Annotated in this window: 16 protein-coding genes; 15 read left to right on the top strand and 1 reads right to left on the bottom strand. The window is 63.9% G+C overall.

The window, feature by feature from the left end; translation table 11 throughout:
* The first annotated feature begins 11 nt into the window (after positions 1–11).
* The gene (locus C9990_RS22480) at positions 12–407 is read left to right on the top strand and encodes a hypothetical protein (RefSeq protein WP_065901637.1); all 396 of its coding nucleotides are present in this window, start codon (positions 12–14) and stop codon (positions 405–407) included.
* A gap of 433 nt (positions 408–840) precedes the next feature.
* Here C9990_RS22480 and C9990_RS22470 read toward each other — a convergent pair whose 3' ends face one another.
* Positions 841–2046, bottom strand: coding sequence for an MFS transporter (locus C9990_RS22470; protein WP_106804716.1), 1206 nt, complete (start codon positions 2044–2046; stop codon positions 841–843).
* Between the two features lie 110 nt (positions 2047–2156).
* On the opposite strand from C9990_RS22470, the gene C9990_RS22465 reads away from it, so the two are divergent.
* The 14 genes from C9990_RS22465 (at position 2157) to phnP (ending at position 14254) form a co-directional block, all read left to right on the top strand.
* Positions 2157–3059, top strand: a complete 903-nt coding sequence (locus C9990_RS22465; RefSeq protein WP_106804715.1) for a LysR family transcriptional regulator — start codon at positions 2157–2159, stop codon at positions 3057–3059.
* Positions 3060–3804: 745 nt separating this feature from the next.
* On the top strand, positions 3805–4638 hold the full coding sequence (gene phnC / locus C9990_RS22455; protein ID WP_065901634.1) for a phosphonate ABC transporter ATP-binding protein: 834 nt from the start codon (positions 3805–3807) through the stop codon (positions 4636–4638).
* Between the two features lie 32 nt (positions 4639–4670).
* Positions 4671–5672 carry a phosphonate ABC transporter substrate-binding protein gene (phnD, locus tag C9990_RS22450; RefSeq protein ID WP_065901633.1) on the top strand — a complete coding sequence of 334 codons (1002 nt, stop codon included), beginning with the start codon at positions 4671–4673 and terminating at the stop codon, positions 5670–5672.
* A 148-nt stretch (positions 5673–5820) separates the two neighbouring features.
* Positions 5821–6603, top strand: a complete 783-nt coding sequence (phnE, locus tag C9990_RS22440; RefSeq protein ID WP_058427920.1) for a phosphonate ABC transporter, permease protein PhnE — start codon at positions 5821–5823, stop codon at positions 6601–6603.
* Positions 6604–6639: 36 nt separating this feature from the next.
* Positions 6640–7344, top strand: a complete 705-nt coding sequence (gene phnF / locus C9990_RS22435) for a phosphonate metabolism transcriptional regulator PhnF (RefSeq protein ID WP_162946071.1) — start codon at positions 6640–6642, stop codon at positions 7342–7344.
* A gap of 11 nt (positions 7345–7355) precedes the next feature.
* Positions 7356–7793 (top strand): phosphonate C-P lyase system protein PhnG, encoded by a 438-nt coding sequence (gene phnG / locus C9990_RS22430; RefSeq protein WP_106804714.1) that lies wholly within the window; start codon positions 7356–7358, stop codon positions 7791–7793.
* Entirely contained in the window at positions 7793–8383 is a 591-nt protein-coding gene (gene phnH / locus C9990_RS22425; RefSeq protein WP_106804713.1) for a phosphonate C-P lyase system protein PhnH, read from the top strand. The genes phnG and phnH overlap by 1 nt, the downstream gene beginning before the upstream one ends.
* Positions 8383–9459 (top strand): carbon-phosphorus lyase complex subunit PhnI, encoded by a 1077-nt coding sequence (locus tag C9990_RS22420; protein WP_065901624.1) that lies wholly within the window; start codon positions 8383–8385, stop codon positions 9457–9459. The genes phnH and C9990_RS22420 overlap by 1 nt, the downstream gene beginning before the upstream one ends.
* Positions 9452–10318 carry an alpha-D-ribose 1-methylphosphonate 5-phosphate C-P-lyase PhnJ gene (locus tag C9990_RS22415; protein ID WP_106804712.1) on the top strand — a complete coding sequence of 289 codons (867 nt, stop codon included), beginning with the start codon at positions 9452–9454 and terminating at the stop codon, positions 10316–10318. The genes C9990_RS22420 and C9990_RS22415 overlap by 8 nt, the downstream gene beginning before the upstream one ends.
* Positions 10279–11088, top strand: coding sequence for a phosphonate C-P lyase system protein PhnK (phnK, locus tag C9990_RS22410; RefSeq protein ID WP_177410374.1), 810 nt, complete (start codon positions 10279–10281; stop codon positions 11086–11088). Before C9990_RS22415 ends, phnK begins: the two co-directional genes overlap by 40 nt.
* Positions 11085–11807 (top strand): phosphonate C-P lyase system protein PhnL, encoded by a 723-nt coding sequence (gene phnL / locus C9990_RS22405; protein ID WP_106804710.1) that lies wholly within the window; start codon positions 11085–11087, stop codon positions 11805–11807. The genes phnK and phnL overlap by 4 nt, the downstream gene beginning before the upstream one ends.
* Positions 11797–12942, top strand: coding sequence for an alpha-D-ribose 1-methylphosphonate 5-triphosphate diphosphatase (locus C9990_RS22400; protein ID WP_065901617.1), 1146 nt, complete (start codon positions 11797–11799; stop codon positions 12940–12942). Before phnL ends, C9990_RS22400 begins: the two co-directional genes overlap by 11 nt.
* Positions 12942–13514, top strand: a complete 573-nt coding sequence (phnN, locus tag C9990_RS22395) for a phosphonate metabolism protein/1,5-bisphosphokinase (PRPP-forming) PhnN (protein WP_106804709.1) — start codon at positions 12942–12944, stop codon at positions 13512–13514. The genes C9990_RS22400 and phnN overlap by 1 nt, the downstream gene beginning before the upstream one ends.
* The gene (phnP, locus tag C9990_RS22390; RefSeq protein WP_106804708.1) at positions 13505–14254 is read left to right on the top strand and encodes a phosphonate metabolism protein PhnP; all 750 of its coding nucleotides are present in this window, start codon (positions 13505–13507) and stop codon (positions 14252–14254) included. The genes phnN and phnP overlap by 10 nt, the downstream gene beginning before the upstream one ends.
* Positions 14255–14515 lie beyond the last annotated feature (261 nt).

The following is a 14515-nucleotide window of genomic DNA, read 5'->3' as shown; positions in this document are numbered from 1 at the left end:
AGGAAACGCCTATGACCGCATTTGCACGCATCACCTTGCTCAGCCTGGTATTGGGCCTGAGCGCTTGTGCGGTCCACCGCCCACCTCCCGCGCCGACCGGCCCGACCATCCCACCGTCGGGCCCGTCGACCCAGCCGAGCACCAAACCATCCGGCCCGGTGACCCCGCCGCCGAAACCCGTGCCCACCTCATCGCCAACCTTCGCCCCACCGCCCGGCGCCGCCAGCCACTGGGACGGCAAGATGCAGGTGTATGTGCTGGAAGAGCAGCCCGACACCTTCTACCGCCAGCGCACGTATTACCGCTGGAGCAACGGCTGGAGCCGCTCCATCAGCCCGAACGGGCCATGGGAAGAAACCAATGTCCAGGGCGTGCCGCCGGGATTGAGCAAGCAGTACGCGCAGTGACAAACAGGCGACCTTTGAAAGGTCGCCTTTTTTATGCCTGACTTGAAGTGCAGTCGCCTGTGGGAGCCGGGCTTGCCCGCGATGGCGGTGTGTCAGGCGCCGAATCAATTGCAGCTATACCGCCATCGCAGGCAAGCCAGCTCCCACATTTGATCTGCGTACACCCAGGAGCCCAAGCCATACCCGGATCCCCTGTGGGAGCGGGCTTGCCCGCGATGGCGGCCTGGCAGTTGATGCAGTGGGTGCCTGATCTACCGCATTCGCAGGCAAGCCAGCTCCCACAGGGGAGCTGTGTACGATCCAGAAATGCATTCCCGCCAACAACAAAGTCCAAGTGTGGGAGCCGGGCTTGCCCGCGATGGCGGTGTGTCAGGTGCCGAATCAATTGCAGCTATACCGCAATCGCAGGCAAGCCAGCTCCCCCATTCGAGCTTCATTCGTTCTGGAGTTTGAGCGAACGCTCGAAGCCACCGAGCCAGTGAATCAACCCGGCCAATACGCCCAGCACCACCCCGAACTGCACAATCCCCATCCACCCAAACTGTGCCATCAACCATCCACTCACCGTCGCCCCAATCGCCCCACCCACAAACGTCGCGGTCATGTACAAACTATTGATCCGCCCCTGCGCCTTCGGGTCTACCGCAAACGCCCGCGTCTGATTCGCCACCAACCCCGCCTGCACGCCGATATCCAGCACGATCACGCCCACCACCAGCAAAGCCAGCGACGTCTGCGCCCCGGCCAGCAACAGATACGCCAAGATCACAATGCCCACGCTGGCGCCGATCACCTTGCGACAGCCGACCTTGTCCGCCGCCCGACCACCGTACGAGGCGGCGAATGCGCCCATCGCGCCGATAATTCCGAAACCACCGGCCCAGGCACTGCCCAGCTGCCACGGCCCATTGGCCAGCAACCCCGCCAGATTCACCCAAAACGCGTTGAAGCACGCCCACAACAACGCCTGCACCATCATCGATTGCCGGATTGGGCTGTTATCGCGCATCAGCGGCCAGAGCGAAGCCAGCAGGCGCGGGTAGGAAAGATTGCTGCTCGGCACGCCCGGCGGCAGCAGCTTGGCCGCGATAAACCACACCGGGATCATGAATACCGCCTCAAGCGCATACACCGCGCGCCAGCCATAGGCCTCGCCGACCACGCCGCTGATCGTGCGCCCGAGCAAAATCCCCAGCATGATCCCGCTGACCACCGTGCCCACGTTGCGCCCGCGCTCATGCGGCGACGACATCACCGCCGCGAACGGCACCAGTTGCTGTGGCACGCAACACACCATTCCCAGGCCAAACGAGGCACCGATCAGCGCCCAGATACTCGGCGCAAAGGCCGCCGCCAAGGCAAAACAAAACGCCAGTGCGATTTGCCCCAGCACCAACTTGCGCCGATCGAAGCGGTCGCCCATCGGCAGCAACAGGGCCAGCCCGGTGGCAAATCCCAGCAAGGCCGCACCCGCCACCAGGTTGACCGTCGACACGGGGACGCGCATGTCCGAGGCAATCAACGGCAGCACCGGCTGCGTGCAATAAATATTGGTGACCACCGCCCCGGCGATCACCGCCATCATGATGATCTTGCCTCGCGGCGGGGAACTCTCGGACGTTATCGGCAGGCTGCTCACGGCACTTTCCTTTTGTTGCAGGGGGTTGAGTGAGCAACCTTACGCAGTCGCATTTATGTCGATAATCCCCTAGGATCGGGAATCATCCTTCCAAAATTTGATAGGGCGTCATGAACCGTCTTGAGTCGATGTCGGTGTTTGTTGCAGTGGTCGACGCGGGCAGCCTGTCGGCGGCCGCACGCAAGTTGGACATGCCGCTGGCCTCCGTCAGCCGCAAAGTCGCGGAACTCGAAGCCCATTTGAAGTCCCGGCTGCTGCACCGCACCACGCGGCAGTTGTCGCTGACGGACGTGGGCGCGTCTTATCTGGCCGCGTGCCGGCGAATTCTTGAGGACATTGGTGAAGCAGAGCGGGCGGCGACCGGTGAATATGCGGTGCCCAAGGGCGAGTTGGTGGTGACCGCGCCCATCGTGTTCGGGCGCCTGCATATCGTGCCGGTGGTGGCGGAGTTTCTCGCGCAGTACCCCGAAATCAGCATCAACCTGATGCTCACCGACCGCGTGGTGCACTTGATGGAAGAACAGTGCGACGTGGCCGTGCGCATTGGTGACCTGCCGGACAGTTCGCTCAAGGCCGTGCAAGTCGGCACGGTGCGGCGGGTGGTGTGTGCCAGTCCCCGGTATTTGCAAACCCATGGCGTGCCGGCCACGCCGCAGGCGCTGGCTGACCATAACTGCATTACTTTCGAAGTGCTGGCCTCGGTGGGCGCCTGGGTGTTTGGTGCGGGTAAAGCGCAACAGAGCGTGCCAGTGCATTCGCGGCTGTCGGTGAACACCGCGGAAGCGGCAATCACGGCGGCGACACTGGATGTTGGTGTGATTCGGGTGCTGTCGTATCAAGTGGCGGATGCAGTGCAAAAGGGTGATTTGCAGGTGGTGCTGCAGTCGTTCGAATCGGCCGCATTGCCCATCAACCTGGTGCATAAAGGCCAGGCGCCATTGCCGCTGAAAGTGCGCGCATTCCTGGATTTCGTCACCCCGCGACTGCGCGCCCGCGACGCCAATATCCCCTAATGCACACGGAACAAATGTGGGAGCAGGCTTGCCTGCGATAGCAGTGTGTCAGGCATAAATCTGCCAACTGACCCACCGCCATCGCAGGCAAGCCAGCTCTCACATAGATCGTCTCAGCCATCAGGCCACGGGGCACTCGCGATTCAGCGCTTGATCTACCAACAACTGCGCAATCTCAACCCTCTGCACCACATCCGCGACCAAGCAGAAGGGGAGCGAGCTATACGCAGGTTGGTCGACCAGGGAATGGAAATCCGGCAGGGCCTGAGCCCTCCCACGCACAGCTCGCCACAACGCGAACGCAATAATGCCGCTTGCGCGGCACTGTGCGCCATTCTAACCCAGGCGACCAAGCCTGGTCGCTGAGATGAGCAGCGACTGCGAGAGGCTAACGGTGCGTTATAGCAATCCACACGGGTTGTAGGACAGTTCCTAGAAGAAGCGGACAGGTTGTGGCGAGCAGGCTTGCCCTGCGTTGGGCTGCGAAGCGGCCCTGAAGCCTGACGACGCGTTCTGCCTGAATAAACGCGGTGGTCTTATTGGGGCTGCTGAGCAGCCCAGCGCAGGGCAAGCCTGCTCGCCACACTAAGACCACGCAGGGTCGCATCCAACCTTTCACAAAACCTTCATCCAACCGACCCCCTGTAGTCATGTGCAAGTCATAGGGCTGACACAGCCCAGGCCTACTGTCGTTTGAACTCAACCGCAGCCATCCATTGGCTGTTCAAACAAGACAGAGAAGCCCATGACTCACGCTATCCATGTCGATCACTTGAACAAGACCTTTGCGAAGAAATCCGCATTGGTCGACCTCGAACTCACCATTGCCGCCGGTGAGATGGTCGCGCTGATTGGCGCTTCCGGTTCCGGCAAGTCCACCTTGTTGCGCCACCTGGCGGGCCTGGCGTGTTGCGACAAGAGCAACGGCGGCAGCGTCAAGGTGTTGGGGCGGGAGGTGCAGGCCAGTGGACGGTTGAACGGCAAGGTACGGCGGTTGCGCGCGGACATCGGCTACATCTTCCAGCAGTTCAACCTGGTCAATCGCCTGAGCGTGCTCGACAACGTGCTGCTCGGTTGCCTGGGCCGCATGCCGCGCTGGCGTGGCAACCTCGGGTTGTTCAATGCCGAGGAGAAGGCCTTTGCGCTCGAGTCCCTGGCGCGTGTGGGCCTGGCCGACCTGGCTGCGCAACGCGCGTCCACCTTGTCCGGCGGCCAGCAGCAACGCGTGGCGATTGCCCGGGCATTGACCCAGCGTGCCGAGGTGATTCTTGCCGATGAACCGATCGCCTCGCTCGATCCGGAGTCGGCGCGCAAGGTCATGGAGATCCTCGCCGACATCAACCGCCGCGACGGCAAGACCGTCGTCGTGACCCTGCATCAAGTCGATTACGCCATGCGTTATTGCCCCCGCGCCGTGGCGCTCAAAGGCGGGCGCATTCACTTCGACGGGCAGGGCAGCGCGATGAGCAGCCAGTTCCTGAATGATTTGTACGGTGCCGACGTCGACACCAGCCTGATGTTTTCCGACCAGACCCGCCGCACCGAGGTGACCCCTCGGCTGGCCCTGGCGCGCGCTTGAAACCCTACTCACGACCCACAGGAATCCCGTCCATGTTGAACCGTATCGGCCACGTGTTTCTGTCTGCCGCGTTACTGGCGAGTGCCGCGATGGGCAATGCCTACGCGGCGGACAAAGCCATCAACTTCGGCATCATGTCCACCGAGTCTTCGCAGAACCTCAAGAGCATCTGGCAGCCCTTCCTGGATGACATGCACAAGAAGACCGGCCTGACCATCAACGCCACCTTTGCCTCCGACTACGCCGGCCTGATCCAGGGCATGCGGTTCAACAAGGTCGACGTGGCATGGCTCGGCAACAAGGCCGCGATGGAAGCGGTGGACCGCTCCAACGGCGAGATCTTCGCCCAGACCGCCGCCGCCAACGGCGCCGCCGGTTACTGGAGCGTGCTGATCGTGCGCAAGGACAGCCCGATCAACAACGTCGACGACATGCTCAAGAACGCCAAGAACCTGACCTTCGGCAACGGTGATCCGAACTCGACCTCGGGCTATCTGGTGCCGGGCTACTACGTGTTCGCCAAGAACCACGTCGACGCCGCCACCGCCTTCAAGCGCACGCTGAACTCCAGCCATGAAGTCAACGCGCTGAGCGTGGCCAAGGGGCAGTTGGACGTCGCCACCTTCAACACCGAAAGCTGGGACCGCCTGGAAGTCACCCAGCCGGACAAGGCCGCGATGCTCAAGGTGATCTGGAAGTCGCCGCTGATCCCGGCCGACCCGATGGTGTGGAGCAAGGCGCTGAGCGACAGCGAGAAGACCAAGATCCGCGATTTCTTCGCCCACTACGGCGACACCGATGAAGAGAAGGCGGTGCTGAAGAACATGCAACTGGGCAAGTTCCTCGCCTCCAACGACGACCAACTGTTGCCGATCCGCCAGCTGGAGCTGTTCAAGCAGCGCACCACCATCAGCGCTGACGACCACCTCGAAGCCGCTGACAAGGCCAAGAAGCTGGCGGACATCGACGCCGACCTGGCCAAGCTGCAACAGCGCATCTCCGAGCTGGACAAGAAAACCGCAGCCAACGGCTAACCCCCTGTAGGAACCGGGCTCTAGGTGGGAGCCGGCTTGCTCGCGAATACGGTGTGTCATTCAACGCATCCGGCGACTGATTCTCAGCATTCGCGAGCAAGCCCACTCCCACATTAAGCAGGTTCCAACCTTATACCGAGAGTGACCCATGACGACTTTGCACGCTGAAGCGGTTGGCAAAAGGACCTGGCCGCAATACCTCGGCTGGGGCCTGTTCCTGGTCCTGCTGGCCTGGGCCTGGCACGGCGCGGAAATGAACCCGCTGGCGCTGTACCGCGACTCCGGAAACATGGCGACCTTCGCCGCGGACTTCTTCCCGCCGGATTTCCACGAATGGCGCTCCTACCTCAAGGAAATGATCGTCACCGTGCAAATCGCCCTCTGGGGCACGGTGTTGGCCATCGTCTGCTCAGTGCCGCTGGGCATCCTGTGTGCCGACAACATCACCCCCTGGTGGGTCCACCAGCCGCTGCGCCGGGTCATGGATGCCTTCCGCTCGATCAATGAAATGGTGTTCGCGATGTTGTTCGTGGTTGCCGTCGGCCTCGGTCCCTTCGCCGGTGTCCTGGCCCTGTGGATCAGCACCACCGGCGTACTCGCCAAGCTGTTTGCCGAAGCCGTCGAGGCCATCGACCCGGGCCCGGTGGAAGGCGTGCGGGCCACTGGCGCGAGTGCCTTGCAGGAAGTCATCTACGGCGTGATCCCGCAGGTCATGCCGCTGTGGGTGAGCTACGCGTTGTACCGCTTCGAAGCCAACGTGCGGTCGGCCACGGTGGTGGGCATGGTCGGTGCCGGCGGGATCGGCGTGATCCTCTGGGAAAACATCCGCGCCTTCCAGTTCGTACAAACCTGCGCGGTGCTGCTGGTGATCATCGTGGTGGTGAGCTTGATCGACGTGCTGTCCCAACGCCTGCGCAAGCAGTTCATCTGACCTCGGAGGGGTGCCCGCGCGGCGCTTTTTTTAAGCATGCAGTTGTCTAGACAAGAAGAACCGGTGTACCGCGAACTCGCGGACATCCTGCGCCGTGAACTGAGCAGCTACCAAGCCGGCGACTTCCTCCCCGGCGAGGTGCACATGGCCGAACGCTTCGGCGTCAACCGCCACACCCTGCGCCGCGCCATCGATGAGCTGGTGTTCGAGGGCAGCCTGTTGCGCCGCCAGGGCAAGGGCACCCAGGTGCTCGACCGGCCGCTGATCTACTCGATGGGCGCCGAGACCTCCTACAGCCAATCCTTGTCGGCCCAGGGTGTCGGTGTCGAGGCGGTGCTGCTCAAGCGCCGCTACTGCTACGCCAGCCGCGAGGAAGCCGGGCACCTGGGCATCGCCGAAATGGCGCCGATGATCGAGCTGCAAACCCTGCGCAAACTCGACCACCAGCCCGTCAGCCTGATCCGCCATCGCTACTGCGCCAGCCGCGCGCCGTTGCTGGCCGACTACACCGGCGGCTCGTTGCGCCAGTACCTGCGTGAGCGTGACCTGCCGCTGACGCGCACCCAAAGCCTGATCGGTGCGCGCTTGCCCAACCGCGATGAAGCCGCGCTGCTGCTGATGCCCCGGCATTTGCCGGCCCTCACCGTGTTTACCCTTTCCTGCGATCGCGATGGCCGCCCGGTGGAGCTGGCGCAGTCCACCAGCCGTTCGGATCGCTTCCAGTACCAAGTGGTGACTTGATGGAGACCACGATGAACCTGTCCCCGCGTCAACACTGGATTGGCGTGCTTGCCCGCGCCCAACTCAGTGAACTGCAACCGCATGAAGCCGCGTTGAAAGACGTGGAATACCAGACCATTCGCGCTCCGGAAATCGGCATGACCCTGGTGCGCGGCCGCATGGGCGGTAATGGCGCGCCGTTCAATCTCGGCGAAATGAGCGTGACCCGCTGCGTGGTGCGCCTGGCTGATGGTCGCACCGGCTACAGCTACCTGGCCGGGCGCGACAAGGTCCACGCCGAACTGGCCGCCCTGGCCGACGCCCACCTGCAAGGCGCTCATCCGAGCATTTGGCTCAGCGACCTGATCACCGCGCTGGCCAGTGCCCAGGCACAACGCCGCGCGCAAAAAGAAGCCGACACGGCGGCCACCAAGGTCGAGTTTTTCACCCTGGTGCGAGGAGAAAACTGATGAGCGCTCACCTGTTGCAACCGGCGTTTGTCGACCCGGTCCTGGATGCCCAGCGCGGCTTTTGCGCCGCCCTCAAGGCCCTGGCCGAACCGGGTTTGATCCAGCACCTGCCTTCGGCCCCGCGCCTTGACGGGCTGGCGCCCGCCACCTACGCCTTGTGCCTGGCGCTGCTGGATGTGGACACGCCGCTATGGCTGGCGCCGAGCTTCGACACGCCGCTGATCCGCGCCAACCTGGCCTTCCACTGCGGTTGCCCGCTCACGGATAAGCGCGAGGACGCCGTGTTTGCACTGCTGGGCGAGCAGGACCTGCTCGACCTCGGCGGCTTCGACCACGGCAATGACCGCTATCCCGATCAGTCCTGCACTTTGCTGGTGCAGCTCACCGACCTGGAAGCCGGTCGCGGCCTGCTCTGGCGCGGTCCGGGTATCCAGGCCCAGCGCCGGGTGCACGTGCCGGTGCCACAAGCTTTCTGGCACGAGCGTCAGCGCCGCGACGCCTTCCCCCGTGGTCTGGACGTGCTGTTCGCCGCCGGCCATCACCTGATCGGCCTGCCGCGCAGCAGCCGCATCGCAGAGGAGCACGCCTGATGTACGTAGCCGTCAAAGGTGGCGAACAGGCCATCGACAATGCCCACCGCCTGCTGGCAAAAAAACGCCGGGGCGATACCGCGATTCCTGAACTCAGTGTCGAGCAGATTCGCCAGCAACTGCCCCTGGCCGTGGCCCGCGTAATGACCGAGGGCTCGCTGTTCGACGCCGAACTCGCCGCGCTCGCGATCAAGCAAGCGGCGGGGGATCTGGTGGAGGCGATTTTCCTGTTGCGCGCCTACCGCACCACGCTGCCGCGCTTCAGCCCGAGCCTGCCGATCGACACCGCGCAAATGTCCTTGAGCCGGCGCTTGTCCGCCACGTTCAAGGACGTGCCCGGCGGCCAATTGCTCGGCCCGACTTTCGACTACACCCATCGGCTGCTGGATTTTGCGCTGCTGGCCGACGGCGAATATCCGGGGCCGCAGACCACGCCCGAGGCGACGCTGGAAGCCTGCCCGCGCGTGCTCGGTTTGCTCGCCAAGGAAGGCCTGATCAAGCACGAAACCGACGACAACGCGCGTGTCGCCGACATCACCCGCGACCCGCTGGAGTACCCCGCCAGCCGCGCCGAGCGCCTGCAGGCCCTGGCCCGTGGCGATGAAGGTTTCCTGCTGGCGCTGGGGTATTCGACCCAGCGCGGCTACGGCCGTAACCACCCGTTTGCCGGCGAGATTCGCATCGGCGACGTGGAGGTCTGGATCGACCCCGAAGAGCTGGGCTTCCCCATCTGCCTGGGCAGCATCGAAGTGACCGAGTGCGAGATGGTCAACCAGTTCGTCGGCTCGGCCACCGAGCTTGCGCAGTTCACGCGCGGTTATGGCCTGGCGTTCGGGCATGCCGAGCGCAAGGCCATGGGCATGGCACTGGTCGACCGCTCACTGCGCGCCGGGGAATACAACGAAGAGATCGTCTCGCCGGCCCAGCGCGAGGAATTTGTGCTGGCGCATTGCGACAACGTCGAGGCGGCGGGCTTTGTTTCGCACCTCAAATTACCGCACTACGTGGACTTCCAGTCCGAACTGGAACTGATCCGCAAACTGCGCCAACCGGCCGAGGGCACCCGCCATGAATGACCTGACGCAAGCGCCGGTACGCGACCCGGCCTACAACTTCGCCTACCTCGACGAGCAGACCAAGCGCATGATCCGCCGCGCCTTGCTCAAGGCCGTGGCGATCCCCGGTTACCAGGTGCCGTTCGGCGGTCGCGAGATGCCGTTGCCGTATGGCTGGGGCACCGGCGGCATGCAACTGACCGCCGCGATCCTCGGCGCCGATGACGTACTCAAGGTCATCGACCAGGGCGCCGACGACACCACCAACGCCGTCTCGATTCGCCGCTTCTTCGCGCGCACCGCGGGCGTCGCTACTACCGAGGCGACCCCTGAAGCAACGGTGATCCAGACCCGCCACCGCATCCCGGAGACCCCGCTGCAGGCCGGCCAGGTCATGGTTTACCAGGTGCCGATCCCGGAACCGCTGCGCTTTATCGAACCGTCGGAAACCGAGACGCGCACTATGCATGCGCTGAATGATTACGGCGTGATGCACGTGAAGCTCTACGAAGACATCGCCACCTTTGGCCATATCGCCACCAGCTATGCGTACCCGGTGATGGTCGATGAGCGCTACGTGATGGACCCGTCGCCGATCCCCAAATTCGACAACCCCAAGCTCGACATGAGCCCGGCCTTGATGCTGTTCGGCGCCGGTCGCGAAAAGCGCCTGTACGCGGTGCCGCCCTACACCCAGGTCACCAGTCTGGACTTCGAGGATCACCCGTTCGAAGTGCAGCAGTGGGAGCACAACTGCGCCATCTGCGGCAGCCATGATTCGTTCCTCGATGAGCTGATTCTGGATGACGCCGGGACCCAGAGTTTCGTGTGTTCCGACACCTGGTATTGCGCCCAGCGGGTCAAGGAGAACAACCAGTGAGCCAGCCGTTATTGCAAGTCCGCGACCTGTCCCTGTTGTACGGCCCGGAGAAGGGTTGCCAGGGCGTCAGTTTTGACCTGTACCCCGGCGAAGTGCTGGGCATCGTCGGCGAGTCCGGTTCGGGCAAGTCCACCTTGCTCTCGCTGCTGAGCGGGCGTTTGCCACCGCAGGCGGGGAGCATCGGCTATCGCAGCAAAGACGGCGAATGGCTTGACCTCTACAGCGCCAGCGAAGCCGACCGCCGCACCTTGCTGCGCACCGAATGGGGCTTTGTCGAGCAGAACCCCCGCGACGGCCTGCGCATGGGCGTGTCGGCCGGCGCGAATATCGGCGAGCGCCTGATGGCCCAGGGCGTGCGCAACTATGCGCAACTGCGCGGTGCCGGCCTGGACTGGCTGGGCCAGGTGGAAATCGATCCGCAGCGTATCGATGACCTGCCGCGCACTTTCTCGGGCGGCATGCAGCAGCGCCTGCAAATCGCCCGCAACCTGGTTTCGAGCCCGCGCCTGGTGTTCATGGATGAGCCTACCGGCGGCCTGGATGTGTCGGTGCAAGCGCGGCTGCTCGATCTGCTGCGCGGCCTGGTGCGTGAGCTGGACCTGGCGGTGGTGATCGTTACCCACGACCTGGCCGTGGCCCGCCTGCTCGCTGATCGCCTGATGGTGATGCGTCGCTCGCGGGTGGTGGAAACCGGGTTGACCGACCAGATCCTCGACGATCCACAACACCCTTACTCTCAACTGCTGGTGTCTTCGGTACTGCAGCCATGACGAATGCCTTGATCGAGGTCCGTGACCTCTCGAAAACCTTCACCCTGCACCAGCAGCATGGGGTGGTACTCAACGTGCTGCGCGGCGTGGGGTTCAGCGTGCAGGCGGGCGAATGCCTGGTACTGCATGGCCAGTCCGGCGCGGGTAAGAGCACCTTGCTGCGTACCCTGTATGGCAACTATTTGCCGGCGGGCGGCAGCATCCGCGTACGTCATGCGCAGGCGTGGCTGGAGCTGGTCGGCGCGGCGCCGCGCGACATTCTGCAGGTGCGCCAGCAGACCCTCGGTTACGTCAGCCAATTCCTGCGGGTGATCCCGCGCGTGGCGTGCCTGGATGTGGTCATGGAGCCGGCGCTGGCGCGTGGCTGGTCCAAGGCCGATGCGCAGTCGCGTGCCGAGCACTTGCTGGCGCGCCTGAACATCCCCCAGCGCCTGTGGCAACTGGCGCCCGGGACCTTCTCCGGAGGCGAGCAGCAGCGCGTCAACATCGCCCGCGGCTTCATGGTGGAGTGGCCGGTGATGCTGCTGGACGAACCCACCGCGTCGCTGGATGACAGCAACCGCCAGGTGGTGCTGGAACTGATCAACGAAGCCAAGGCCAGCGGTGCCGCGCTGATCGGCATCTTCCACGACCGCGCTGCCCGTGAAGCGGTTGCTGACCGCCATTTCGACATGACCCCCACGCCCGTTGCCGAAGAGGAATACGCACATGCCCGCTGAACAGATCCTCAGTAATGCCCAGGTGGTCACCGCTGATCGCATGTTCCTCGGCTGCGTGGTGCTGCGCGACGGCAAGATCGTCGACATCGCCGAAGGTCGCAGCCAGTTGCCCCAGGCCCAGGATCTGGGCGGGGATTGCCTGCTCCCCGGCCTGGTGGAATTGCACACCGACAACCTGGAAAAACACATGACCCCGCGCCCCGGCGTGGACTGGCCGTCGACCTCGGCGGTGCTCAGCCATGATGCGCAAATCATCGCGGCGGGCATCACCACGGTGTTCGATGCGGTGTCCATCGGCGACGTGAACCCCAAGGGCAATCGCATGAAGAAGCTGCCGGCGATGCTCGACGCGATCGCTGCGGCAGAAGGCGCCGGCCTGACGCGCGCCGAGCATCACCTGCACCTGCGCTGCGAGCTGTGCCACCCCGACACCCTCAGCGTGTTCCGCGACCTGGTGGAAAACCCGCTGGTGCGCCTGGTCTCGGTGATGGACCACTCGCCGGGCCAGCGCCAGTTCGTGCTCGAATCCAAGTACCGTGAGTACTACATGGGCAAGTACCACCTCAACGACGAAACCATGGACGCTTTTATCGTGCTGCAGATGGCTAACTCGCGGGAGTACAGCGACCGTTATCGCGCGGCCATCGTCGAGCATTGCCTGGGGCGCGGCCTGTCGGTGGCCAGCCATGACGACGCGACCCTGGCGCATGTGGAAGAGTCGGCGCGCTACGGCATGACCATCGCCGAATTCCCGACCACGCTGGAGGCGGCGAAGGGGTGTCAGGCACTCAACATGAAAGTCTTGATGGGCGCGCCGAACGTGGTGCGCGGTGGGTCGCACTCGGGTAATGTGGCCGCCGCCGGCCTGGCTGCCGAGGGATTGCTGGATATACTTTCCAGTGATTACTACCCGGCCAGCCTGTTGCAGGCTGCGTTCGTGCTGGCCGACCAGCAGGACGGCGGCGACCTGTCGCGGGCGGTCAAGATGATCAGCCTGGCGCCGGCGCAAGCGGCCGGGCTGACGGATCGCGGTGAAATTGCCATTGGCCTGCGCGCGGACCTGGTACAGGCCCGCAGCCGCGAAGGGCTTCCTGTAGTGCAACAAGTCTGGCGACAGGCGAAGAGGGTGTTTTGATGGTGGGCAGGTTGATCTATCTCATCGGGCCATCCGGTTCGGGCAAGGACAGCCTGCTGGATGCCGCACGCCCGCGCTTGGCCGAGCGCGGCTGCCGCATCGTGCGCCGCGTGATCACCCGCTCGGCGGAAGCGGTGGGTGAAGCGGCCCAGGGCGTGAGCCCGCAGCAGTTCGCGGCGCTGCAGGCCGAGGGTGGGTTTGCCCTCAGTTGGCAGGCCAATGGGTTGTCCTATGGGATTCCCCGGGAAATCGACGACTGGCTGGCGGCGGGGCAGGACGTGCTGGTCAACGGCTCGCGTGCGCACCTGGCGCAGACCCGCGAGCGCTATCCGAACCTGCTGGTGCTGTTGCTGACGGTGGATCAAGCCGTGTTGCGCCAGCGCCTGATCGCGCGAGGACGCGAGTCCCTGGCGGATATCGAGGAGCGCCTGGCACGCAATGCACGCTTCACGGCGCAGCTGATCAGCGGTAACGGCGCAGGGTTGTTCGTGCTGGACAATTCCGGCCCGCTGGAACACACCGTCGAGCGCCTGCTGTGCTGCCTCGACCACGGGCACTCGGCATGCGCCTGACCCTGCTCGGCACCGGTGACGCGCGGCAAGTCCCGGTGTATGGCTGCGAGTGCGCGGCGTGCGCAATGGCGCGCAGCGATGCAAGCCTGCGCCGCCGACCGTGCAGCGCGCTGATCGAATGCGGCGACCAGCGCTGGCTGATCGACAGCGGCTTGCCCGACCTCACCGAACGTTTCCCGCCGCGCAGTTTCAACGGGATTTTCCAGACCCACTATCACGCCGATCATGCGCAAGGCTTGCTGCACTTGCGCTGGGGCCAGGGGCTGGTGATACCGGTGCACGGCCCGGCGGATCCGGAAGGTTTGTCCGACCTCTACAAGCATCCCGGCATCCTCGATTTCAGCCAGCCGTTTGCCGCGTTCGAAACCCGGCAGTTCGGCGCGCTGAGCGTTACCGCGTTGCCGTTGCAACATTCCAGGCTGACCCTGGGTTACCTGCTCGAAGGCGAGGGGCGCCGCATCGCCTACCTCACCGACACCGTCGGCCTGCCGCCTGACACGCTGGCCTGGTTGCAACGCGAGCCGCTGGATGTGCTGGTGCTGGATTGCTCCATGCCGCCGCAGCCGCAAGCTCCGCGTAATCACAATGACCTGACGCTGGCGTTGCAGAGTATTGCCGACACCGGTGCGCAGTTGGGGGTACTGACCCATGTGGGGCATACGCTGGATGCATGGCTGCTGGAACATCGGCGCGAGTTGCCACGGCATGTGACAGTGGGGTGGGATGGCCGGGTGCTTTAGCGCAGGCGCCTGTCAAGCGGCAAGGTCCTGACCCACGGGAAAACCACCATGAAAAAGTTGAGCGAATGTATCCGTGTCAGGGCGGCTTTGAAGCAGTAAGCGCCGGTCAATTGTGTGGGTTTATATTTTTATCGCGTGGAATCAACAGGTTTTCAGCCTCGCCCATGTGTGTCTGGTTTTTTGAAGTGCAAGTGTTTTTTCGCGTGTTTTAGCAGGTGTTGCCCCACGCCGCGCTGTTTCAGGACGAACTAAATAAAGGCT

It is taken from the genome of Pseudomonas sp. S5D5, assembly GCF_003013355.1.
In the GTDB taxonomy this organism is placed as follows: domain Bacteria; phylum Pseudomonadota; class Gammaproteobacteria; order Pseudomonadales; family Pseudomonadaceae; genus Aquipseudomonas; species Aquipseudomonas aylmerensis.
The sequence above is the reverse complement of the archived record's forward strand: the minus strand, read 5'-3'. Positions and strand labels throughout refer to the sequence as shown.